The 22,165-nt window shown below is 69.3% G+C and carries 21 protein-coding genes; 12 read left to right on the top strand and 9 right to left on the bottom strand.

Annotated features, from left to right (window positions below; genetic code table 11):
• Window positions 1-44: 44 nt before the first annotated feature.
• Entirely contained in the window at window positions 45-815 is a 771-nt protein-coding gene (locus RI578_RS01455; protein ID WP_310869289.1) for a thioesterase domain-containing protein, read from the top strand.
• Between the two features lie 31 nt (window positions 816-846).
• Here RI578_RS01455 and RI578_RS01460 read toward each other — a convergent pair whose 3' ends face one another.
• Window positions 847-1,512 (bottom strand): response regulator transcription factor, encoded by a 666-nt coding sequence (locus RI578_RS01460; protein WP_234956689.1) that lies wholly within the window; start codon window positions 1,510-1,512, stop codon window positions 847-849.
• The gene (locus RI578_RS01465) at window positions 1,496-2,581 is read right to left on the bottom strand and encodes a sensor histidine kinase (RefSeq protein WP_310869290.1); all 1,086 of its coding nucleotides are present in this window, start codon (window positions 2,579-2,581) and stop codon (window positions 1,496-1,498) included. The genes RI578_RS01460 and RI578_RS01465 overlap by 17 nt, the downstream gene beginning before the upstream one ends.
• Before the next feature lie 303 nt (window positions 2,582-2,884).
• On the opposite strand from RI578_RS01465, the gene RI578_RS01470 reads away from it, so the two are divergent.
• Together RI578_RS01470 and RI578_RS01475 are read left to right on the top strand one after the other, a co-directional pair.
• Complete coding sequence (locus tag RI578_RS01470) at window positions 2,885-3,766, top strand: winged helix-turn-helix domain-containing protein (RefSeq protein WP_310869291.1); 882 nt, start codon at window positions 2,885-2,887, stop codon at window positions 3,764-3,766.
• 85 nt (window positions 3,767-3,851) lie between these two features.
• Window positions 3,852-4,508, top strand: a complete 657-nt coding sequence (locus RI578_RS01475; protein ID WP_310869292.1) for a HAMP domain-containing sensor histidine kinase — start codon at window positions 3,852-3,854, stop codon at window positions 4,506-4,508.
• 45 nt (window positions 4,509-4,553) lie between these two features.
• Here the strand turns inward: RI578_RS01475 and RI578_RS01480 are convergent, their stop codons facing one another.
• From RI578_RS01480 to RI578_RS01495, 4 genes are all read right to left on the bottom strand, one after another.
• The gene (locus tag RI578_RS01480; RefSeq protein WP_310869293.1) at window positions 4,554-5,837 is read right to left on the bottom strand and encodes an acyltransferase; all 1,284 of its coding nucleotides are present in this window, start codon (window positions 5,835-5,837) and stop codon (window positions 4,554-4,556) included.
• A gap of 85 nt (window positions 5,838-5,922) precedes the next feature.
• Window positions 5,923-6,699, bottom strand: coding sequence for an ABC transporter permease subunit (locus RI578_RS01485; protein ID WP_310869294.1), 777 nt, complete (start codon window positions 6,697-6,699; stop codon window positions 5,923-5,925).
• Complete coding sequence (locus RI578_RS01490; RefSeq protein WP_310869295.1) at window positions 6,689-7,603, bottom strand: ABC transporter ATP-binding protein; 915 nt, start codon at window positions 7,601-7,603, stop codon at window positions 6,689-6,691. The genes RI578_RS01485 and RI578_RS01490 overlap by 11 nt, the downstream gene beginning before the upstream one ends.
• Window positions 7,569-8,084, bottom strand: coding sequence for a hypothetical protein (locus RI578_RS01495; RefSeq protein ID WP_310869296.1), 516 nt, complete (start codon window positions 8,082-8,084; stop codon window positions 7,569-7,571). Before RI578_RS01495 ends, RI578_RS01490 begins: the two co-directional genes overlap by 35 nt.
• 286 nt (window positions 8,085-8,370) lie before the next feature.
• Here RI578_RS01495 and metK point away from each other — a divergent pair, with 286 nt between their 5' ends.
• Genes metK through RI578_RS01535 form a run of 8 tightly spaced genes read left to right on the top strand, consistent with a single transcriptional unit; the run spans window position 8,371 to window position 18,437 of the window.
• Complete coding sequence (metK, locus tag RI578_RS01500) at window positions 8,371-9,594, top strand: methionine adenosyltransferase (RefSeq protein WP_310875636.1); 1,224 nt, start codon at window positions 8,371-8,373, stop codon at window positions 9,592-9,594.
• A gap of 45 nt (window positions 9,595-9,639) precedes the next feature.
• Window positions 9,640-11,307 (top strand): acyl-CoA carboxylase subunit beta, encoded by a 1,668-nt coding sequence (locus RI578_RS01505; protein WP_310869297.1) that lies wholly within the window; start codon window positions 9,640-9,642, stop codon window positions 11,305-11,307.
• A complete protein-coding gene (locus RI578_RS01510) occupies window positions 11,304-11,519 on the top strand; it encodes an acyl-CoA carboxylase subunit epsilon (RefSeq protein WP_310869298.1) in 216 nt (71 codons plus the stop codon). The genes RI578_RS01505 and RI578_RS01510 overlap by 4 nt, the downstream gene beginning before the upstream one ends.
• 53 nt (window positions 11,520-11,572) lie before the next feature.
• Window positions 11,573-12,556, top strand: a complete 984-nt coding sequence (locus tag RI578_RS01515) for a carbohydrate kinase family protein (RefSeq protein ID WP_310869299.1) — start codon at window positions 11,573-11,575, stop codon at window positions 12,554-12,556.
• Window positions 12,553-16,053: a methionine synthase gene (gene metH, locus RI578_RS01520; RefSeq protein WP_310869300.1), complete on the top strand. Its 3,501-nt coding sequence runs from the start codon at window positions 12,553-12,555 to the stop codon at window positions 16,051-16,053. The genes RI578_RS01515 and metH overlap by 4 nt, the downstream gene beginning before the upstream one ends.
• The gene (gene metF, locus RI578_RS01525; protein WP_310869301.1) at window positions 16,050-16,907 is read left to right on the top strand and encodes a methylenetetrahydrofolate reductase [NAD(P)H]; all 858 of its coding nucleotides are present in this window, start codon (window positions 16,050-16,052) and stop codon (window positions 16,905-16,907) included. The genes metH and metF overlap by 4 nt, the downstream gene beginning before the upstream one ends.
• Window positions 16,897-18,294, top strand: a complete 1,398-nt coding sequence (gene ahcY / locus RI578_RS01530) for an adenosylhomocysteinase (RefSeq protein WP_310869302.1) — start codon at window positions 16,897-16,899, stop codon at window positions 18,292-18,294. Before metF ends, ahcY begins: the two co-directional genes overlap by 11 nt.
• Before the next feature lie 17 nt (window positions 18,295-18,311).
• On the top strand, window positions 18,312-18,437 hold the full coding sequence (locus tag RI578_RS01535) for a hypothetical protein (RefSeq protein ID WP_310869303.1): 126 nt from the start codon (window positions 18,312-18,314) through the stop codon (window positions 18,435-18,437).
• Window positions 18,438-18,478: 41 nt separating this feature from the next.
• Here the strand turns inward: RI578_RS01535 and RI578_RS01540 are convergent, their stop codons facing one another.
• Together RI578_RS01540 and RI578_RS01545 are read right to left on the bottom strand one after the other, a co-directional pair.
• Window positions 18,479-19,453, bottom strand: coding sequence for an NAD-dependent epimerase/dehydratase family protein (locus RI578_RS01540; protein ID WP_310869304.1), 975 nt, complete (start codon window positions 19,451-19,453; stop codon window positions 18,479-18,481).
• A complete protein-coding gene (locus RI578_RS01545; RefSeq protein ID WP_310869305.1) occupies window positions 19,450-20,412 on the bottom strand; it encodes a ScbA/BarX family gamma-butyrolactone biosynthesis protein in 963 nt (320 codons plus the stop codon). Before RI578_RS01545 ends, RI578_RS01540 begins: the two co-directional genes overlap by 4 nt.
• Window positions 20,413-20,629: 217 nt before the next feature.
• On the opposite strand from RI578_RS01545, the gene RI578_RS01550 reads away from it, so the two are divergent.
• Window positions 20,630-21,304, top strand: a complete 675-nt coding sequence (locus tag RI578_RS01550) for a ScbR family autoregulator-binding transcription factor (protein ID WP_310869306.1) — start codon at window positions 20,630-20,632, stop codon at window positions 21,302-21,304.
• Window positions 21,305-21,367: 63 nt separating this feature from the next.
• On the opposite strand, the gene RI578_RS01555 is transcribed toward RI578_RS01550, so the two are convergent.
• Window positions 21,368-22,132: an SDR family oxidoreductase gene (locus RI578_RS01555; protein WP_310869307.1), complete on the bottom strand. Its 765-nt coding sequence runs from the start codon at window positions 22,130-22,132 to the stop codon at window positions 21,368-21,370.
• Between the last annotated feature and the right edge of the window lie 33 nt (window positions 22,133-22,165).

Below are 22,165 nucleotides of genomic sequence, written 5' to 3' on the forward strand. Positions count from 1 at the left end.
GCCGACCCGCCGCCGGCACCGTCCTCCTCCCCTGGAGTGCCACCATGACCACGGCCCTGTCCGACCTCGACCGCTGGGTCCTGCGCCCCGCTCCACGCACGGCCCCCCTTCTCCGGCTCCTCTGCGTGCCGTACGCCGGCGGGGGCACCGCCGCCTTCCAGGGCTGGAGCGACCTGCTGCCGGACACCGTCGAACCCTGGTTCCTCCGGCTGCCCGGCCGCGAGGCCCGCTTCCGCGAGGATCCGCACACCGACGTTTCCGTCCTCGTCAAGGAGGCGGCGGCCGTCCTCGGTCCGGCCCTGGACGGCCCGTACGCCCTCTTCGGGCACAGCCTCGGCGCGCTGATCGCCTTCGAACTCGCCCGCGAACTGCGCCGCTCCCACGGCAGGGGTCCCGTCCACCTGGCGGTCTCCGCCCGCTCGGCTCCCCACCTCCCGCTCCGGCACGCCGTGGTCCACCAACTGCCCGACGACCTGCTCCTGGAGGCACTGGACCGGCGCTTCAACGCCATCCCGCCGGCCATCCGCGACGATCCTCAGATGCGCGCCCTCTACCTGCCGGTGCTCCGCGCGGACGTCACCCTGCTGGAGACCTACGTCCACACCCCCGCACCGCCGCTGCCCTGCCCCGTCACGGCCTACGGCGGCCGGGACGACCCGGAGTTCGGCTCCGGCGAGCTGGACGGATGGGAGCAGCACACCGCGTCGGCGTTCCGCCTGCGGACCTTCCCGGGCGGCCACTTCTTCCTGAACCCGAGCCGTGCCGAGCTCGTCGCGGACGTCACGGGGGACCTCTACGCCGCGATGATCCCCTGATCCGGCACCGGAGCCGGCCCGACGTGAGTACTCAGTCCTCCCTCGGCTGCGGCGCCGGAATGAGCGAGGCCGCCACCGCCTTGTTCACCGCGTCCAGCCGGGACACCGCGCCGAGTTTGCGAAAGACGTTGCGCAGGTGGCGCTTGACGGTCCCTTCGGCGATGTTCAGCCGCCGGGCGATCTGGGAGTTGCTGAGCGCCTCGGCGGTGAGGGCGAGCACTTCGCGCTCGCGTTCCGAGAGGAGGTCGCCCGGTGCCTGCCCGACCCGGTCGAGGCCCTGTTGAGAGACGGAGAGGATCACGTGGCCCGCTCCGCGATCCACGACGACGCTATGGATGGCCGAGATCAGTTCGTGCCGTGTCGACCCTTTGACGAGATAGGCGCTGGCGCCCAGGGCGAGCAGTTCCCGGGCCAGCACCACGTCGTCGTGCATGGTCAGCACGACGACACGGGACCGGGGCGAGACCCGCCGCAGCTGCGGGAGCGTCTCCCGGATTCCCTGGCCGGGCATCTCGACGTCGAGGACGATGACGTCCGGGCGCAGTGCGGCCGCCTTCTCGCAGGCGTCCTTGCCGCTGTGGGCCTCTCCGACGACCTCGACGCCACCGGCGGCGGTGAGGATCTCCGTGACACCTTCCCGGAACAGCGTGTGGTCGTCGGCTATCAGGATCCTGATCGGTCTACGCGGGCTCGCCACTGTTGTCCCCCTCCAGCGGTAAGAAGATCAAGATGCGTGCGCCGCAGCCGGGCTGCGACTCCACCGTCACACTGCCGCCGAGCAGTTCGGCCCGTTCTCGCATGGAGAGCATGCCGCTGTGACCGCGCGGGGCCGTGGCCACCGGGTCGAACCCGATGCCGTCGTCCTCGACGGCCGCGCGCACTTCTCCGGGTGCCACGTGTACCTCGACCGTGATCAGCGTGGCGCGGGCGTGGCGCACGGCGTTGCGCTGTGCCTCCCGGACGATCAGGAAAAGCTCCTCCGCCGCTCCGGGCGGCAGCCACGATTCGTCACCCGTCACGGAGACCCGCACTTCGGCGCCTTCCTCGCCCATGCCGTCGAGGTCCTGGGTGAGGGCAGTGTGCAGCGAGGCGGTGTCGATCCGATGGCGCAGGCCCGTCATCACTTCGCGCAGGCTGCCGAGGGAGTCCCGCACCGTGGCTCGGGCGGCGTCGAGCTTCTGCCGGGCGAGTTCTGGCTGGTCGGGCTCGTACACCTCGTGCAGCTCGAACCAGTTGAGGGCGGTGCCCAACTGGCCGGCCACCTCGTCGTGCAGCTCCCTGGCGATGCGTCGGCGTTCGTCGTTGTGCGCGCTGCGGATCCGCTCCAGCAGGTAGCCGATGTGCGCCACGGACCGGGCGGTGTGCCTGGCGACGATCTGCCGGTGCAGCAGGGAGAAGAGGACGGCCGTCTCGGCCGCGGCGGGCCGGCTCGTCTCGGACTCGTCCGTCAGCACGACGACCACCGCGTCGAACAGTGCCGTCGCGGCACGTCCGGACTCGACCGGATGGGTGCGGGGACCGCCGGGCCCCAGGGCGTCGCCCAGGTAGTCCGTACCGTGCGGCAGATACGTTCCGCGGTGCAGTTCGGAGATGACATGGGCCAGGACGCGCCGCGCCTCCGCGACGTAGGGCTCCGCGTTCCGCTCTTCCCTGAGCAGGGAGGAGTCGGTGCTGTGCAGCGCCGCCTCGTACGCCGCCAGGATCTCGTCCATACGGCGCTCCAGCACGGCAGCGGCGGTGCTGCGCATGCCCAGTCGAGCTTCCACGTCGAAACACCCCCGCTGAGCAGGCGAACGTCCCCTCCGCTTTGCACCTGCGTCCGGTATTCGAGACTACATCGCTCACTTGACCGAGGTGCGTCAAGAACCCGTCAAGATCCGCTCCGGCCTTCGGGTGGTCGCAACCGGTGTGCCCCTAAAGACACATCGGGGGATACCTCGCTGGGCGCCAAGCCGTCGCGCGCTGTTGATACCGGTCGACCAGTATTGATTAACTCGCAGCATTCAAAGACCGTTCCACCGTTCTTCGAGATCGCGACAGGGCTCTGCCTGCGGGGAGGCAACAGATCCATGAACGTGTTGATCGTCGAGGACGACGACGGAATGGCCGAGGCGCTCCAGGAGGTCCTGGGCGCCCACGGCTTCCGCACCCGTCGTGTCGCCACCGGCGCCGAGACCCTGGACCACCTCGCCCACGTCGGACTCGTCCTGCTCGACCTGGGACTTCCGGACCTCGACGGCCACGAGGTCTGCCGCCGGATCCGCGAGGTGTCCTGCCTTCCGGTCATCGCGTTGAGCGGCAGGACCGAAGAGCTGGACCGGGTCATGGCCCTCCACATGGGCGCGGACGACTTCGTTCCCAAACCCTTCGGCAGGCACGAGCTGGTGGCGCGGATCCGGTCACTCCTGCGCCGGGCGGGAGGCTGCGCTCTGCACGGGGCGGGGCGCACGGCCGCCGCGGGCGCGCCACCGCACCAGCCGGTGCTTCCCTCCCTGATTCCCGCGCAGACAACGGCTCCGGCCACGGTCACCGCCCCTCCGGTGGCGCCTGGGCCGGTGACCACGCCCCTCCTCGCACCCGTCGCCGCCATGCGGTCGCAAACGGGTGCCGGGGAACCGGGCGGCGAACCGCCCCGGCCCGCACAGGCACCGCTGCAGGCCGGCCCCGTCCAGCTGGATCCACGTACCCGCAGGGTGTTCGTGCATGGGGCGGAGATACGCGTCACACGCAAGGAGTTCGACCTCCTGGCGATGCTGCTGGAGGAGCCCGGAACCGTGGTGGAACGCCAGCAGATCATGTCCCGGGTGTGGGACGAGAACTGGTTCGGATCCACCCGTACCCTCGACGTCCATGTGGGATCGCTGCGCACCAAGCTCGGCAACACACAGTGGATCGAGACCGTTCGGGGGGTCGGCTACCGACTGGCGGTACCGACGGCCGCCCACGTCTGAGACGGGACCCACGACGATGACGATCAGCCTGCCCGCCCCGGCGCCGGTTCCGGCACCGCCCTTGCCCCGAGAGGGTTCTTCCACGGTGGCCGCGGTCGCCGCCCACCAGGTGCGCGGCCCTCTGTCGTCCGTTCGTCTGCGCCTGGAGCTGCTGCTGGACCGGCTCGCCGCGGCACCGGGTGCGGACGCCCGACGCGAAGTCCGCGGCGTACTGCGGGAGGTGGGCCGCCTCTCGCAGGTGCTGGAGCAGGTCCTGGCATGGGGCACCGTGGAGCAGGAGAGCGACGCTCCCTTGGAGACGGTGGATGCCCTCGGCGTCGCCGCGGCGCGCGTCGACGCCTGGGACGTCCTCGCGTCCGTCCGCGGTGTGCGGCTGGGCCTGGACGGCATCGCGGCCACCGGCAGCCAGGTCCGGGGCTCCCTGGAGCAGTGCCTCGACGTATTCCTGGACAACGCCCTGCATGTCACGCCGGACGGCGGCTGTGTCACCGTCACCGTCCACGAGTCTTCCGCCGAGGTACGGGTCGAAGTCTGTGATCAGGGTCCGGGCATGACGGAGGAGGAGATCTCCCATGCCTGCGAACCGTTCTGGCGGGGCAGTGCGGGACGCGGCAGGCAGGGCACCGGACTGGGCCTGACCATCGCCGGGGCACTCCTCCGAGCCTCGGGCGGCCGCCTGGAACTGGGCCGCGCGCCCACGGGCGGTCTGCGGGCTGTCGCCGTCCTGCCGCGAGCGGAGTGACGTCGATGGCCGTCCGTCCCGCGCCGCGGCAGCGGGAAGCGGTGATCACATGCCGGCTTTCTGCGCGCCGCGACCGTCGTTCGCCCGCGCGGCCGTCACGTGCCCAGCGGGGTCCGAGGGGCGGACTCGGGCGCGGAATCGACGTCGCAACGGCCGTTCGACGAGCACGTAACTCAGCCACCCGAGGAGCACCGTCCCCGCGGCCGTGACCGGGAGCAGGAGCAGGAAGCCCTTCATCCCCGGTTCGCCCCAGTCCCATCCGCTGAGGCGCAGCGCGGCCGCCATGACGAACATGTGCCACAGGAAGATTCCGTACGAGATCCGGCCCAGCCAGGTCATGACCCGGGTCGACAGCAGCCGCTCCGGGCCGCTCCCGGGGGCGAGCGCCAAAGGAAGCGCGAGGCCCACGGAGACCACCAGGTAGCCGAAGTGCTCGACCAGGGCGGTGCGCGGGGTCGGGGGCTCCATGTGCCCGCCGGCCAGCGGTGTGGAGATCACCACGTACGCCGCGAGCGCCGCGGCCCAGCACAGCCAGGGGCGGCGGACGACGAACCGCACGAGGGCCGGGGGCCCGTCGGCCTGCCGTTTCACGTACACGGACACCGTGGCCAGAGCCATTCCCGCGGCGAAGAAGCCGATGTATCCGGGCAGCCACCACCACCGGGTCGGATGGACCGCGGTGTCCGCGTTCGACCAGATGCCGATCCACCACGCCACGTTCACCGCTTCCAGCAGAGCGAAGCCGGCCAGCGCCGGGCCGAGGCCCCGGCCACCCCCGAGCAGCCCGCGGAACAACGCGGCCAGCAGCGGCAGCAGCAGGTAGAAGCTGATCTCCGTGGACAGGCTCCAGGTCTGGGAGAACGTGCTCCACGGCCACTCAGGCGTGTGCGGGAAATCGCCCGCCACGAACGTGTGCTGGAGGGCGAGCACACGCAGCAGGCGCGCCGGCTCCTCGGTCAGGCTCCGGTGGACGAAGAGTGCCGAGAGCAGGATGAGCGCCCAGAACGCCGGATAGATGCGCAGGAACCGGTGCCAGTAGTAGGCCTTCATGCCGGGGGCTTCGCGCCCCTCCAGCGCCGCGGCCGCGAAGGGCCGGAAGAGCAGGTAGCCCGAGATGACGAAGAAGATGTACACGGACACCCCGAAGCGGTTGACCACGGTGGCGAGCAGCCCCTTGCCCTGCGGGTCGAAGGCCACCCCGGTCCATCCGGCGAGGTGGATGGTGACCACCATCACTGCGGCCAGGCCACGCAGACCGTCCATGGCAGGCAGGTAGGCCCTCGGCGTGGCGCCGCCCTGCGGTGCGTTCTTCGCTGAGCCGTACGTCAAGGATCGTCCCTCCTTGTGACTCCGCCGCGCCCGGCAGGGGCGCGGCGGAGGGTCGTATGGTCGTCGAGCGATGTGGACGCGCGGCTCAGACGTTCAGGTCGCGGCTCCTGAACCGGGCGAGGCCGACGCCGAAGAGCACCGCGGGAGCCACCAGGAGAACCAGCATCCCCGGGTCGAAGCCGTCGCGGAGCGGGCTGCCGCCCAGGTAGTAGTGGAAGGCGGACAGGTACTTCAGCGGCTCGATCGCCTCCGACTGGCCGGCCAGGGCGTTCACGACGAAGGCGAAGGCGCCGTAGCCCGCCGTCACACCTAGTGTGAGGGTACGGCGGCCCGTGATCGCGCCGGTGGCGAACGCCACGGCCGCGAACGTGATCACCAGGAAGGCCAGTCCGACGACCGTGACGAGCAGGTTGCCGAACTCGACCCGCATGTCCAGCGCGGAGTTGAGCACCGCGAGTTCGAGCAGGACGATCAGCGAGAAACCGGCGACCGCGACGCAGGTCGCGGCGAACCGCTGCACCAGCAGCCGCCCGCGCTCGATCGGCTGGGCGAGGTAGAGGTCGAGCAGCCCCGTCTCCTCTTCCCCGGCGACCGACTTCGAGCCGGTGATCGTGACGTACACCATGAGCAGCAGCGGCACGATCATGCCGAGGATGGTGGCTCGCAGGAAGCCGGGCCCGGTCGCCAGGTCGTCGAAGGACAAGGCCTTCTGGAAGCCGCTGGGGTCCTCGGTGACCTTGTCGGGGTCGAAGCTCGAGGTGTACATCAGGGTGACCAGAGCCAGTCCGGCCGCCCAGAAGGTCAGGCCGCGGCGCTGGTCGCGCAGTGCCTTTCCGAAGACGGCGAGTGGTTCAGCGGACACCGTGCATCTCCTCCTTGGGCTCCTGCGCGTAGGCGTGCAGGAAGATTTCTTCGAGATCGGGCTCCTCGCACACCAGGCTGACCACGGTGTGCTGAGCAGCCGTCTTGACGAGCGCGTCGGCCGCGCCGTCGAGCGTGCAACTGAGCGTGTTGGCCCGAACGTCGACGTCGCGCACACCGGGCAGGACGGAGAAGCGACGCGGGTCCACGGGGTCGGCGAAGCGGATCTCCACCCGGCGCTGGGCCTGTTCGAGCAGGGTGTCGACGTCCGAGACGGAGATGAGCCTTCCGCCGCGGATGATGGCCACCCGGTCCCCGACGTGCTGGACCTCGGACAGGATGTGCGAGGACATCAGGACGGTCTGCCCGTTCTGCTTCGCCTCGCGGACCATGGCCAGGAACTCCTGCTGCACCAACGGATCCAGACCGGTCGTCGGCTCGTCGAGGATCAGCAGCTCGGGGTTGTGCATGAAGGCCTGGATGATGCCGACCTTCTGCTTGTTGCCCTTGGACAGGTTGTGCACCGGGCGCTTGAGGTCCACGTTCAGTCGCTCGGCGAGCGACAGGATCGTGGCCTTGTTCACTCCGCCGCGGACCTTGGCCAGAAATCCCAGGAGTTCCAGGCCGCTGCCGCGTCCCGCGAGCGGGAGTTCGCCCGGCAGGTATCCGACGCGCCGGCGCAGCTCGCCGCCGCCCTCTCGAGGGTTCTTGCCGAAGAGTTCGATCCGGCCCGAGGTGGGTCGGATGAGATCGAGCAGCAGCCGGATGGTCGTGGTCTTGCCCGCACCGTTGGGGCCGAGATAACCGAACACTTCCCCCTGGTTGATGCTCAGTGACAGACCGTCCAGGGCTTTGTGCTTCCCGTAGGACTTACTGAGTCCCTCGGCCAGCGCCACAGGGGTCATGCTGCATCCGCTCCTTCTTCTCTTGCTCCCAGCGACTCCAGACGAGGGGCATCTCGCGTTCCAGCCACTCGTAGAAGTCGTACATCTCCTGCAGGCGCCGACTGCGTACCGGCGGTTGGTCCGCCAGCAGTTTCAGCCCGCGCGCGGTGACCCGCTTGAACTCGCCGTATCGCGAGGCCTGGGTCATGGCGTGCTCGATCCAGGCGTGAGGGTTGATGCGATACCGGTCGCCCCGCTCGCCCGGTCTGCGGAAGCGCTCGACCAACTCGCTGGGCACCAGATGCCGTAGCGCGGTACTGATCGAGCCGACGCTGACGGAGAGTGCCGCGGCGATCTGTCCGAGCGTCTGCTCGGCCGGATCGCAGATCAGCAGCCAGCCGATGGCCCGGCCGGACATGCGGATCAGCCCCTGCTGCTCCAGTTGCAGAGCGACCGCCTCGACGAACTCCAGCTCCTCCGAAGTGACCGCGGTTACCGACATCGACCTTCACCTCCTTTGGCGTGTTCAGAATACACTGAACACACAGCACGTACTAGTCGTCCTGCTTATTCTGCGTGTACGAAACCTTCCACAGGACCGTGTGCGCTGTCGAAGTTAGGTCCTCGATTCCCCGTCTGGACCGCTCTGACCAGCGGCTACGCCGAAGGTGGTGGGGGCGCCGTACTCCTTTCGGGACACCGGGCCCGCCGTCCGTTGCCCCGCTTCCGTGAGCCTCTCGACCATCGGTGCGATGGGAACCAACCTCCGCCCCGAATGGGAGAACCGCATGTCTTCTCGGCTCTTCACCTCGGAGTCCGTGACCGAGGGCCATCCGGACAAGATCGCCGACCGGATCAGCGACACCGTCCTCGACGCACTCCTGGCACAGGACCCCACGGCGCGCGTCGCGGTGGAAACCCTGATCACCACGGGTCAGGTGCACGTGGCCGGGGAGGTCACGACGAGCGCGTACGCCGACATCCCGACCCTGGTGCGGGACGCGGTGCTCGACATCGGCTACGACTCCTCCGCCAAGGGTTTCGACGGCGCCTCCTGCGGCGTCTCGATCTCGATCGGCGCCCAGTCGCCCGACATCGCGCAGGGCGTCGACACGGCGTACGAGGCACGCGTCGTGGGATCCGGCCCGCAGGCTCGCGAAGACGAGCTGAGCCGGCAGGGCGCGGGCGACCAGGGCCTGATGTTCGGCTACGCCACCGACGAGACGCCCGAGTTGATGCCCCTGCCCATCAGCCTCGCCCACCGGCTGTCCCGCCGTCTGACCGAGGTACGCAAAAGCGGCGACGTGCCCTATCTGCGTCCCGACGGCAAGACGCAGGTCACCATCGAGTACCAGGGCAGCAGACCCGTCCGCCTCGACACGGTCGTCGTCTCCTCGCAGCACGCGAGCGACATCGACCTCGGCTCCCTGCTGACACCGGACATCCACGAGCAGGTCGTCGAGTACACACTCAAGGAACTCGCCGAGAACGGCGTCAACCTGGAGACGGACGGGTACCGGCTCCTGGTCAATCCGACCGGCCGCTTCGAGATCGGCGGACCCATGGGAGACGCGGGTCTGACCGGCCGGAAGATCATCATCGACACCTACGGCGGCATGGCCCGGCACGGCGGCGGCGCCTTCTCCGGCAAGGACCCCTCCAAGGTGGACCGCTCCGCGGCATACGCCATGCGCTGGGTCGCAAAGAACGTCGTCGCCGCCGGCCTCGCCCGTCGCTGCGAGGTGCAGGTCGCCTACGCCATCGGCAAGGCCGAGCCCGTCGGTCTGTTCGTCGAGACCTTCGGCACCGCCACCGTCGCCCAGCATCTGATCGAGCGCGCCATCACCGACGTCTTCGACCTGCGTCCCGCCGCGATCGTCCGCGACCTCGACCTGCTCCGCCCGATCTACGCCCAGACCGCCGCGTACGGCCACTTCGGCCGAGAACTCCCCGACTTCACCTGGGAGACGACCGACCGCGTGGGGGCGTTGCGCGCCGCGGCCGGGCTGTAGGACGTACCGCCCCTCACGTCCACCCCACCGCCGAAAGGACAGCCCATGAGTATCGTCGAGGAGAGGAACTCGGCGCATCCCCTGCACACCTTCACCGCCGTACCGGCCCCCTCGGCCGTACCGGGACAGCGCTCCGCACCCGTCCCCCAGCCGGCCCGCGTGCCCACGCTGCGGGAGCGCACCGCGGAACTGGCCGGGCTGCGGGAGCGGATCCGTCACGGACCGAGCCCCGAGGCGACAGCTGCGCAGCACGCCAAGGGCAAGCTCACGGCGCCCGAGCGTCTGCAACTCCTCTTCGACAAGGCGACGTTCACAGAGATCGAGCCATGGCGTCGGCATCGGGCGAGCGGCTTCGGTCTGGAGGCGAGGCGTCCGCACACCGACGGCGTGATCACCGGCTGGGGCCTGGTGGACGGGCGCAGGGTCTTCGCGTATGCCCATGACTTCCGTGTGTTCGGCGGCGCACTGGGCGAGGCACACGCTCAGAAGATCCACAAGGTCATGGACCTGGCCGAGGCCGCGGGCGCACCGCTGGTAGGGCTGTGCGACGGGGCCGGCGCGCGGATCCAGGAAGGCGTCACCGCCCTCGCCGGGTACGGCGGCATCTTCCAGCGCAATGTCCGCAACTCCGGGGTGATTCCCCAGATCAGCGTCATTCTGGGGCCGTGCGCGGGGGGCGCCGCCTACTCGCCCGCCCTGACCGACTTCGTCTTCATGGTCCGGGGCACCTCCCAGATGTTCATCACCGGACCGGACGTGGTGCAGGCCGTGACCGGCGAGCAGATCACCCACGACGGGCTGGGAGGCGCCGAGGTGCACGCCGCCACCTCCGGTGTGGCCTCGTTCGTCCACGACGACGAGGTGAGCTGTCTCGCCGAGGTGCGCTACCTGCTGTCCCTCCTGCCGTCGAACAACCGGGAGCTCGCACCGCCGGCACCGACGGACGACCCCGCGGACCGTCGGTGCGAGGCACTGCTCGACCTCGTACCGGCCGACCCGAACCAGTCGTACGACATGCGCCGCGTGGTCGAGGAGATCGCCGACGACGGCGAGTACGTCGAGGTCCACGAGCGCTGGGCCACGAACGTGGTCTGCGCCCTGGCCCGGCTCGGCGGTGCCGTGGTCGGTGTCGTCGCCAACCAGCCGTCGAGCCTGGCCGGGGTGCTCGACATCCACTCGTCCGAGAAGGCCGCACGGTTCGTCCAGATGTGCGACGCCTTCAACATTCCGCTGGTGACCCTCGTGGACGTACCGGGGTTCCTGCCGGGCGTCGACCAGGAACACGACGGTGTCATCCGACACGGGGCCAAACTGCTGTACGCATACTGCAACGCCACCGTGCCCCGGGTCTCCGTCGTCCTCCGCAAGGCGTACGGTGGCGCCTACATCGTGATGGACTCCCGCTCCATCGGCGCCGACCTCGCCCTGGCCTGGCCGGCCAACGAGATCGCCGTCATGGGCGCCGAAGGCGCGGCGGGCGTGGTGTTCCGCCGTGAGATCGCCGCGTCCGACGACCCGGCCCGGACCCGCGCCGAACGGATCGCCGAGTACCGGCGGGAGCTGATGCACCCGTACTACGCGGCGGAGCGCGGCCTGGTCGACGACGTCATCGACCCCGCGGACACCCGCGCCCGGCTTGTCGACGCGCTCACGGCCCTCAGAGCCAAGCACGCTCCGCTCCCGAGCCGCAAGCACGGAAACCAGCCGCAATGAGCGCCGCCGTCCGAGTCCTGCGCGGCAACCCCGGGCCGGAGGAACTCGCCGCCCTGACCGCGGTCCTGCTCTCCCTGGCGGCCCGGGACGAAGGTGCGCTGCGCACCGCGCTCCAGCGGCCGGGAGCCGGATGGGCGCTGCGCCAGGGGCCGCACCGAGCCGCAGGCGCCTGGCTCTCTGTGCCACGTCCGACGTGGCAGCCCCCGAACTGATCCGCCCCACGCCGGCCCGACCTCGGGCATCCGACCTCTCAGGGAGAAACGCCGTGCGTATCGCCGTGACCGGCTCGATCGCGACCGACCATCTCATGGTCTTCCCGGGCCGCTTCACCGACCAGCTGATCTCAGGACAGCTCGACCGTGTGTCCCTGTCCTTCCTCGCCGACCGGCTCGACATCCGGCGCGGCGGAGTGGGGGCCAACATCGCTTTCGGCCTCGGCCGGCTCGGGCTGCGCCCCGTACTGATCGGCGCGGCGGGTGCCGATTTCGCCGAGTACGGCGCCAGTCTGCGGGCGGCCGGCGTGGACACATCGGCCGTGCGGATCAGCGAGACGCTGCACACGGCGCGCTTCGTGTGCACGACCGACGCCGACCAGAACCAGATCGCCACCTTCTACGCGGGCGCCATGACCGAGGCCCGCCGCATCGACCTCGGCGCGGTCGGCCGCTCGGTCGGCGGCCTGGACCTCGTCCTGGTCGGCGCCGACGACCCCCGGGCCATGCTCAGACACACGAGCACGGCACACGACCTCGACCTCGACGTGGCCGCCGACCCCTCGCAGCAGCTCGCCCGCCTCGACACCGAGCAGACCAGACGCCTGGTCGACGGGGCACGCTGGCTGTTCACCAACGAGTACGAGGCCGCGCTGCTCCAGGAGCGCACCGGCTGGAGTGAGGCCGAGGTACTGCGGCGGGTGGGCACCTGGATCGTCACCCGAGGAGCGGACGGGGCCTCTCTGCTCTCCGGCCACGCCGCCCCGGTGGACGTCCCGGCGGTGCCGTCGGAGGCGGTCGCCGATCCGACCGGGGTGGGCGACGCGTTCCGGGCCGGCTTCCTCGCGGGCATCGCGGGTGAACTGCCGTACCGGCGGGCGGCCCAGCTCGGCTGCGTGTTCGCCACCGCGGTACTGGAATCGGTGGGCACCCAGGAGTACAAACTGGTGCCGGCCGACCTCCTCTCCCGCGTCGACCGCGTCTACGGCCGGGCGGCGGTCGGCGATCTCGAGCCCCTGTTGGTGAGCGCATCATGAGCGGCGGGCAGAAGCAGCGGATCGACGCCCTGCGCGAGGCACTCGCCACCCGTGTGGTGGTGGCCGACGGTGCGATGGGCACCATGTTGCAGGCGCAGAACCCGACGCTGGACGACTTCCAGCAGTTGGAGGGCTGCAACGAGATCCTGAATCTGACCCGGCCCGACATCGTGCGTTCGGTGCACGAGGAGTACTACGCGGCCGGCGTGGACTGTGTGGAGACGAACACCTTCGGTGCGAACCACTCGGCGCTGGGGGAGTACGACATTCCCGAGCGTGTGCACGAGTTGTCGGAGGCGGGTGCGCGGGTGGCCCGTGAGGTGGCCGACGAGTTCGCCGCGCGGGACGGCCGGCAGCGGTGGGTGCTGGGCTCCATGGGCCCGGGCACGAAGCTGCCGACCCTGGGTCATGCCCCGTACACCGTTCTGCGCGATGCCTATCAGCGCAACGCGGAGGGTCTGGTCGCCGGCGGCGCGGACGCGCTGCTGGTGGAGACGACGCAGGACCTGCTGCAGACGAAGGCGTCGGTGCTGGGTGCGCGGCGCGCGCTGGACGCCCTGGGGCTGGACGTGCCGGTGATCTGCTCGGTGACGGTGGAGACGACCGGGACGATGCTGCTGGGCTCGGAGATCGGTGCGGCGCTGACGGCGCTGGAGCCGCTGGGTATCGACATGATCGGTCTGAACTGCGCGACCGGTCCGGCGGAGATGAGCGAGCACCTGCGCTACCTCGCCCGGCACTCGCGTGTTCCGCTGTCGTGCATGCCCAACGCGGGTCTGCCGGTCCTGGGCAAGGACGGTGCGCACTATCCGCTGACCGCGCCGGAGCTGGCGGACGCGCAGGAGACGTTCGTGCGCGAGTACGGCCTGTCCCTGGTCGGCGGCTGCTGCGGCACCACGCCCGAGCACCTGCGTCAGGTGGTGGAGCGGGTCCGCGGCACCGTTCCGACCGTCCGTGACCCGCGTCCGGAGCCGGGTGCGGCTTCCCTCTACCAGACGGTGCCGTTCCGGCAGGACACCTCCTACCTGGCGATCGGTGAGCGGACCAACGCCAATGGGTCGAAGAAGTTCCGTGAGGCGATGCTGGAGGGCCGCTGGGACGACTGTGTGGAGATGGCCCGGGACCAGATCCGTGAGGGCGCGCACATGCTGGACCTGTGTGTGGACTACGTCGGCCGCGACGGGGTCGCCGACATGGAGGAGCTGGCCGGGCGGTTCGCGACCGCGTCGACGCTGCCGGTCGTCCTGGACTCCACCGAGGTCGACGTCATCCGGGCCGGGCTGGAGAAGCTGGGCGGCCGGGCGGTGATCAACTCGGTCAACTACGAGGACGGCGACGGCCCCGAGTCCCGTTTCGCGAAGGTGACCAGGCTGGCGCGGGAGCACGGGGCGGCGCTGATCGCGCTGACCATCGACGAGGTGGGCCAGGCCCGCACCGCTCAGAAGAAGGTCGAGATCGCCGAGCGGCTGATCGGCGACCTGACCGGGAACTGGGGCATTCACGAGTCGGACATCCTCGTGGACTGTCTGACCTTCACGATCTGCACCGGTCAGGAGGAGTCCCGGGGTGACGGTGTCGCCACCATCGAGGGCATCCGTGAGCTCAAGCGCCGTCACCCGGACGTGCAGACCACGCTGGGGCTGTCGAACATCTCGTTCGGGCTGAACCCGGCTGCCCGGATCCTGCTCAACTCGGTGTTCCTGGACGAGTGTGTGAAGGCGGGTCTGGACTCGGCGATCGTGCACGCCTCGAAGATCCTGCCGATCGCGCGGTTCGACGAGGAGCAGGTCACCACGGCCCTGGACCTGATCTACGACCGTCGCCGGGAGGGCTATGACCCGCTGCAGAAGCTGATGGCGCTGTTCGAGGGTGCCACGGCCAAGTCGCTGCGGGCTTCCAAGGCCGACGAGCTGGCCGCCCTGCCGCTGGACGAGCGCCTCAAGCGCCGCATCATCGACGGCGAGAAGAACGGCCTGGAGGCCGACCTGGACGAAGCCCTGACACAGCGTCCGGCGTTGGACATCGTCAACGAGACGCTGCTGGACGGCATGAAGGTGGTCGGTGAGCTGTTCGGTTCCGGGCAGATGCAGCTGCCGTTCGTGCTCCAGTCCGCGGAGGTCATGAAGACCGCGGTGGCCCATCTGGAGCCGCACATGGAGAAGACCGACGACGACGGCAAGGGCACGATCGTGCTGGCCACCGTCCGCGGCGACGTCCATGACATCGGCAAGAACCTCGTCGACATCATCCTGTCCAACAACGGCTACAACGTCGTCAACCTCGGTATCAAGCAGCCGGTCTCCGCGATCCTGGAGGCGGCCAGTGAGCACCGTGCCGATGTCATCGGGATGTCCGGGCTCCTGGTCAAGTCCACGGTGATCATGAAGGAGAACCTGGAGGAACTCAACCAGCGCAAGCTGGCCGCCGACTACCCCGTCATCCTCGGCGGCGCCGCGCTGACCCGCGCCTACGTCGAACAGGACCTCCACGAGATCTACGACGGCGAGGTCCGTTACGCCCGTGACGCGTTCGAGGGCCTGCGGCTGATGGACGCCCTGATCGGCATCAAGCGCGGCGTGCCCGGCGCGAAACTGCCCGAACTGCGCCAGCGCCGGGTCCGCGCCGCCACGGTGGAGGTCGAGGAGCGTCCCGAGGAGGGGCATGTCCGCTCCGACGTCGCCACCGACAACCCGGTCCCCGAGCCGCCCTTCCGGGGCACGCGCGTCGTCAAGGGCATCCAGCTCAAGGAGTACGCGTCCTGGCTCGACGAGGGCGCCCTGTTCAAGGGCCAGTGGGGCCTGAAGCAGGCCAGGACCGGCGAGGGACCCTCGTACGAGGAACTGGTCGAGTCCGAGGGCCGGCCGCGACTGCGCGGGCTGCTGGACCGGCTCCAGACGGAGAACCTGCTGGAAGCGGCCGTGGTCTACGGCTACTTCCCGTGCGTCTCCAAGGACGACGACCTGATCGTCCTCGACGAGGCCGGCAACGAGCGCACCAGGTTCACGTTCCCGCGCCAGCGGCGCGGCCGGCGCCTGTGCCTGGCCGACTTCTTCCGCCCGGAGGAGTCCGGCGAGATCGACGTGGTCGGCTTCCAGGTCGTCACCGTCGGCTCCCGGATCGGTGAGGAGACGGCCCGGATGTTCCAGGCCAACGCCTACCGCGACTACCTCGAACTGCACGGCCTGTCCGTACAGCTCGCCGAGGCCCTCGCCGAGTACTGGCACGCCCGAGTCCGCGCCGAGTTGGGCATCGACCAGAGCGACCCGGAGTCGCTCAACGGCATGCTCCGCACCGAGTACCAAGGCTGCCGCTACTCGCTCGGCTACCCTGCCTGTCCGGATCTGGAGGACCGCGCCAAGATCGCCGATCTGCTACGGCCGGAGCGCATCGGCGTCCAGCTCTCCGAGGAGTTCCAGCTCCACCCCGAGCAGTCGACGGACGCCGTCATCACGCACCACCCCGAGGCCGGCTACTTCAACGCGGGAGGGCGGGCATGACCACCTTCTCGTTCGAGTTCTTCCCCCCGAAGACCGAGCAGGGCGAGCGCGTGCTCTGGGAGGCGATCCGCCGGGTGGAGGCGCTGCGCCCCGACTTCGTCTCCGTCACGTACGGAGCTGGTGGTTCATCCCGGGACCGCACGGTCGCCGTCACCCGGCGCATCGCGGCGGAGACCACCCTCAGACCCGTCGCCCACCTCACCGCCGTCGGCCACTCGGTCGCCGAACTGCGCCAGATCATCGGCCAGTACGCGGACGCCGGCATCCGTGACGTGCTCGCACTGCGCGGGGACCCGCCCGGCGCCCCGGACGGCCCGTGGACTGCGCATCCCAAGGGGTTCACGTACGCCCGCGAGCTGGTGGAACTGGTCCGCTCGCTGGGTGACTTCACCATCGGTGTGGCGGCCTTTCCGGAGCGGCATCCGCGCTCGTCCGACTGGGAGTCCGACATCCGGCACTTCATAGACAAGTGCAGGGCCGGCGCCGATTACGCCATCACCCAGATGTTCTTTCATGTGGAGGACTATCTACGGCTGCGCGACCGCGTCGCGGCCGCGGGGTGCGGCATCCCGATCATCCCGGAGATCATGCCCGCAACGGATGCCCGCCAGATACACCGCTTCGCCGAACTCTCCGGTGCCGCCTTCCCCGAGGACCTGGCGCATCGTCTGGAGCAGGCGCGCGGCAATCCCACCGCCGGACACCGCATCGGTGTCGACCACGCCACCGCCATGGCCGAGCGGCTGCTCGCGGAGGGAGCCCCGGGGCTGCACTACATCACACTCAACCGGTCCACCGCCGCACTCGACATCCATCGCAAACTTCAGACGTCAAGGAGCCTCAGTGTCCGCTGATATCACGGACTTCAAGGTCGCCGACCTCTCCCTGGCCGAGTTCGGCCGCAAGGAGATCATCCTCGCCGAGCACGAGATGCCGGGGCTCATGGCGATCCGCAAGGAGTACGCCGACGCCCAGCCCCTCGCCGGCGCCCGCATCACCGGCTCCCTGCACATGACGGTGCAGACCGCCGTACTCATCGAGACCCTGGTAGCCCTGGGCGCCGAGGTCCGCTGGGTCTCCTGCAACATCTACTCCACCCAGGACCACGCGGCCGCCGCCATCGCCGCCGCGGGCATACCGGTCTTCGCCTGGAAGGGCGAGACCCTGGAGGAATACTGGTGGTGCACCGAGCAGGCCCTGACCTGGCCCGGTGCCGACGGCCCCAACATGATCCTGGACGACGGCGGTGACGCCACCCTCCTCGTCCACAAGGGCGTCGAGTACCGCAAGACGGGCGAACTCCCGGCCGCCGACAACGAGGAACTCACCGTCGTACGCGCCCTGCTGGAGCGCAGCCCCCTCGACTGGACCTCGATGGCGTCCGAGATCCGCGGCGTGACCGAGGAGACGACGACCGGCGTCCACCGCCTGTACGAGATGCACCGCGACGGCACCCTGCTGTTCCCGGCGATCAACGTCAACGACGCGGTCACCAAGTCGAAGTTCGACAACAAGTACGGCTGCCGCCACTCCCTGATCGACGGCATCAACCGCGCCACCGACGTCCTGATCGGCGGCAAGACCGCCGTCGTGTGCGGCTACGGCGACGTGGGCAAGGGCTGCGCGGAGTCCCTGCGCGGCCAGGGCGCCCGAGTGATCATCACCGAGATCGACCCGATCTGCGCCCTCCAGGCGGCGATGGACGGCTACCAGGTCACCACGCTGGACGAGGTCGTCGACAAGGCCGACATCTTCGTCACCACGACCGGCAACAAGGACATCATCATGGCCTCGGACATGGCCAAGATGAAGCACCAGGCCATCATCGGCAACATCGGCCACTTCGACAACGAGATCGACATGGCCGGCCTCGCCAAGACCCCCGGCATCGTCAAGGACGAGGTCAAGCCGCAGGTCCACACCTGGACCTACCCCGACGGCAAGGTCCTCATCGTCCTGTCCGAGGGCCGCCTGCTGAACCTGGGCAACGCCACCGGACACCCGTCGTTCGTGATGTCCAACTCCTTCGCGGACCAGACCCTGGCCCAGATCGAGCTGTTCACCAAGCCCGACGAGTACCCGACCGACGTCTACGTGCTGCCCAAGCACCTGGACGAGAAGGTCGCCCGGCTCCACCTCGACTCCCTCGGCGTCAAACTGACCACGCTCCGCCAGGAGCAGGCCGACTACATCGGCGTCAAGGTCGAGGGCCCGTACAAGCCGGACCACTACCGCTACTGAACCAACCGGGAGGACGTGTGCACCACGAAGAGGAAAGGGAGCACGAGCGGCACTACGGCGGCCCTCCGCGGCCACCCGTCCTCCTGCTCGCCGGCGTGGACGACGATCCCGCGGAGTCCCACATCGTCCGGGGCATCGACTGACCGCGGCGGGGCAACGCCACGCCCGGCGCCGCCCCGTCCGCTCAGTCTCCGAGGACGTGGGCCGACTGCTCCCGGTACCAAGCCGAGCAGGCAGCGAACCGTGCCTCGAAGCCAGGTCCTGGGTCGAGTCCGATCTGTCCCCATATCGATGACGTGTCGTACCAGTGGTCCTGAGTGAGCAGGGCGTACTGGTGATCGGTGAGTCCCGGTAGCGACTGCCGCACGAGAGCGCGATGGTCGGCTGCGGGCACTCGGCGCGGCGCCGGCAGCCGGAGGGCGGACCGTAGCTCGGCGAGCAGCCGCGCCATGGACAGCGGCCGAGGGTGGGCGACGTGGTACGTCCCGCCTTCGCCGGGCACCCCGGCTCCGTCGACCAGTGCGGCGACTACCCGTGCGAGGTCTCCCACCTCGATGACCGAGCTCAACGAGGTCGCTCCGGCCGGCCAGGCCGGCACCAGGCGGAGCAGCCGCGACACCGCGGGAACGAACCAGCGGTCGCCTTCTCCGTAGATCAGGTGCGGCCGCAGAACCGTACCCCCCGCGGCCCGTACCTCCTGCTCGGCGCGCAACCGCGAGGAACTTGCGGGTGAGGCCGGGGCCGGCTCCACCTCTCCTTCGGCCGGACCCCGGTGTGGGCCCTCCCCGTAGACGGAGGCTGTGCTGAGGTAGATGAAGCGTCGCACTCCCGCACGGCGCGCTTCTTCGAGCAGCGCCCGTGTTCCCTGCTGGTTGACGTCATGGCACTGCTGGGGGTCGCGGCCCACATAACTGGCCGCATGGACGACGGTGTCGATTTCGGAGCACACGCCGCGCAACGATCGCGGGTCGGCCAGATCCCCCCTCACATGACGTATCGCGGCGCTCCCTGCCCCCGTGGGCACGCGGCGGGACAGGACGTGCAGCCGTGGTGCGCGGTTACGTCCGTCGTCCTGCCTGGTCATGGCACCGAGCACAGCCCTGCCGATGAATCCGGTGCCGCCCACGACGAGGACCGATCCACCCAACGGCGCGGTCACAACCCTGTGCCGTCGTGGACAGCCACCCGGCAGGTCGCCGCGACGGAGCCGCCCTGGTGGAAGTCGACGACAAGTTCCCGGGCACCAAGGGGCGAGAGCGTGACATCGGCCGAGGGCGACACGATGCACGGCGAATCGAACTCCACATACTTGCGGAACACGGCATCGCACCCGATGAGGAGCCCGTCGGGAAGCCGCAGCGCGGCGAGCGCCGCCTGCCGCGCCGCCTCCATGATCACCATGCCGGGCTGGTGGTCGACGGCATGGTCGAAGAGCACAGGGTGGTCGGCCTCTGCGCGCAGCGGACGGGCTCCGTTCATGCACTCGGCTCCCAACACGACGTCGAACTCACAGGTGCGGCCGACCAGTTCGGGGCTGACTCCGCCCGGTACCTCACGCGGCGCGGTCGCCTCCGCACGATCGCCCCGCAGCTTGCGGTACACGGCCGGGCTGACGCAGTTCGCGGTCAGCCGCCCGGATCCGATCCGTCTGCCGCCTCGGTGGGCAACGACGTCGTACGCGTACGACGAGACGACGTTTCTGCGGCGAATCACGTCACGGAGGGTCACCTCGAGGACCACGTCGGCGGGCTGTCGGCCCAGTCGGGCACCCTCCTCGGTTATCTCGAACGACATCGTCTCGGTGAGGAAGCTGAAGCCCAGGGGAATCTTCAAGGCTTCGTGAGCAAGGAGCAGTCCCGCCTGTCGGATCGTTTCGGCGAAGAGCATGGGGTCGTGCCAGCAGCCGGCCACGGCTCCGTAATAGCTGTGCCCGCGCGACCACTGGGCACCGATGCGGTAGACATCCTCCCGGCAGCGGCTGACCCCGGTCAGCAGCACTTCCGAGATCGCGGCCCGGTGGACGAGCGCGCGGGGGACGGTCCGCTCGAAGAGTTCGGGCCCGCTCGTCACGACGTCCTGAGAAAAATCCGTTCGGTCGGCTTGAAGAAGCGCAGTCATCCTGACCTCCTGAGATGTGCTTTTGGCGCAGCAACAAGGGGTTGAGCAGGAAAAACAGCAGTGATGCAGGCGTTCGACACCTGATCGATGACGACAAGAATACTAGGCGACTGGTATTTTTTGGCAAGAGGGTAGAAGATTGACCGCAGCGGAAGTCGCGGTGATCACCGGAAGGATGGAAGACCACCATCCGCACCGCGGCAGTCAGGAGGCGGTTGTGGCGAGAGCACGGCAAGAGCGGGCGGAAGTCACGCGGGAGGCGATCCTCGACGGGGCGGCGAAGGCCTTCGACGCGACAGGCTTCGGCAACACAAGCCTGACGGACATCTCCCGGGAAGCCGGCGTGACCAAGGGCGCCCTGTACTTCCACTTCCAGTCCAAGGAAGCACTGGCCCACGAGCTGATGACCGATCAGTTCGACGTCGCGACCGTACTGGAGAACGCCGAGCGGCCGGGCGTGCAGACCGCCATCGACATCACGCACCGGATGGCCTATGAACTGCGGTCCAGCGTGCGCGTGCGCGCGGGGATCCGGCTGGTGATAGAGCTGGGCTCGTTCACCGATCCGAATCCGACGGTCTACAACAATTGGATCGATACGCTCCGGGACTGCCTGGCGCCGGCACAGGGCCGGGGAGACGTCAGGCCGGAGGCCAACATCACCGACGTGTCCGTCTTCGTCGTCGGCGCCTTCGCCGGAGTGCAGATCATGTCCCAGGTCCGCAGTGGACGTGAGGACCTGCACGAGCGCGTCGCCGATATGTGGTCGCTGCTCCTGCCGGGGATCGTCCCGCCCCGCAGGGTCGCGAGGTTCGAGCCCGCGGGTTCGCTGGACCTGCGCGCCTCACTCGACCTGCCCCCCACGGCACAGGCCGCTGTCGCGGTGGGCTGAGCACCGGCAGCATGGGCGGGTCGATCACCTCAGGGTGCTCGGCCCGCCCGCCCGTGTGCTGCGTCAGAGGCGCGAGCCGCCGCTGGCGTCGATGCACTGCCCGGTGACCCACCGAGAAGCGTCGGACGCCAGAAAGGCGACGATGTCGGCAACGTCGGAGGGCCGACCGATTCGCCCGAACGCGGACCAACTGGCCAGCTCGGCACACGCCTCCGCGGACGATCGCTTGCCCGCGTTCATGTCCGTCTCAACGAAGCCCGGGTTCACCGCGTTCACCGTGATGTCCCGGTCACCGAGCCCTTTGGCCAGGGCGAGGGTGAAGGTGTCCACGGCTCCCTTGGTCATCGAGTACACGATGGACTCGGGATAGGCGATCCGCGTGGCGGCGGACGAGATGTTGATGATGCGACCGCCGTCACGAAGGTACTTGAGTCCCTTCTGGACGAGGAACACCAGTGCTCTGGAGTTGACGGCGACGAGCCGGTCGAAGAGTTCCGGCGTCACTTCCTCGATCCTCGCGGACCCGCTGACCCCCGCGTTGTTGACCAGTATGTCGAACTCCGGCCCACATCCCTCTCGTGCCAGTCCCGCTTCGAAGCCGGCATAGAGTGTCTCGACGTCCCCCGGGACTCCCAGCTCCGCCCGCACCGGGAAGGCCCGCCCGCCGTCGCGGCGCACCAGGTCGAGCGTCTCTCTGGCAGCCTCCTCGTTGCTGCCGTAGTGGACGGCCACCAACGCGCCCTCCCCGGCAAGCTTTCGTGCGACCTGCCGTCCGATACCCCGGCTGGCCCCCGTGACCAAGGCCGTCCTGCCTGCGAGTGTGCCCATGTCCGAACTCCCCCTTACAGCGATCGGCTACGG

It is taken from the genome of Streptomyces sp. BB1-1-1 (assembly GCF_031597775.1).
Lineage (GTDB): Bacteria > Actinomycetota > Actinomycetes > Streptomycetales > Streptomycetaceae > Streptomyces > Streptomyces thinghirensis.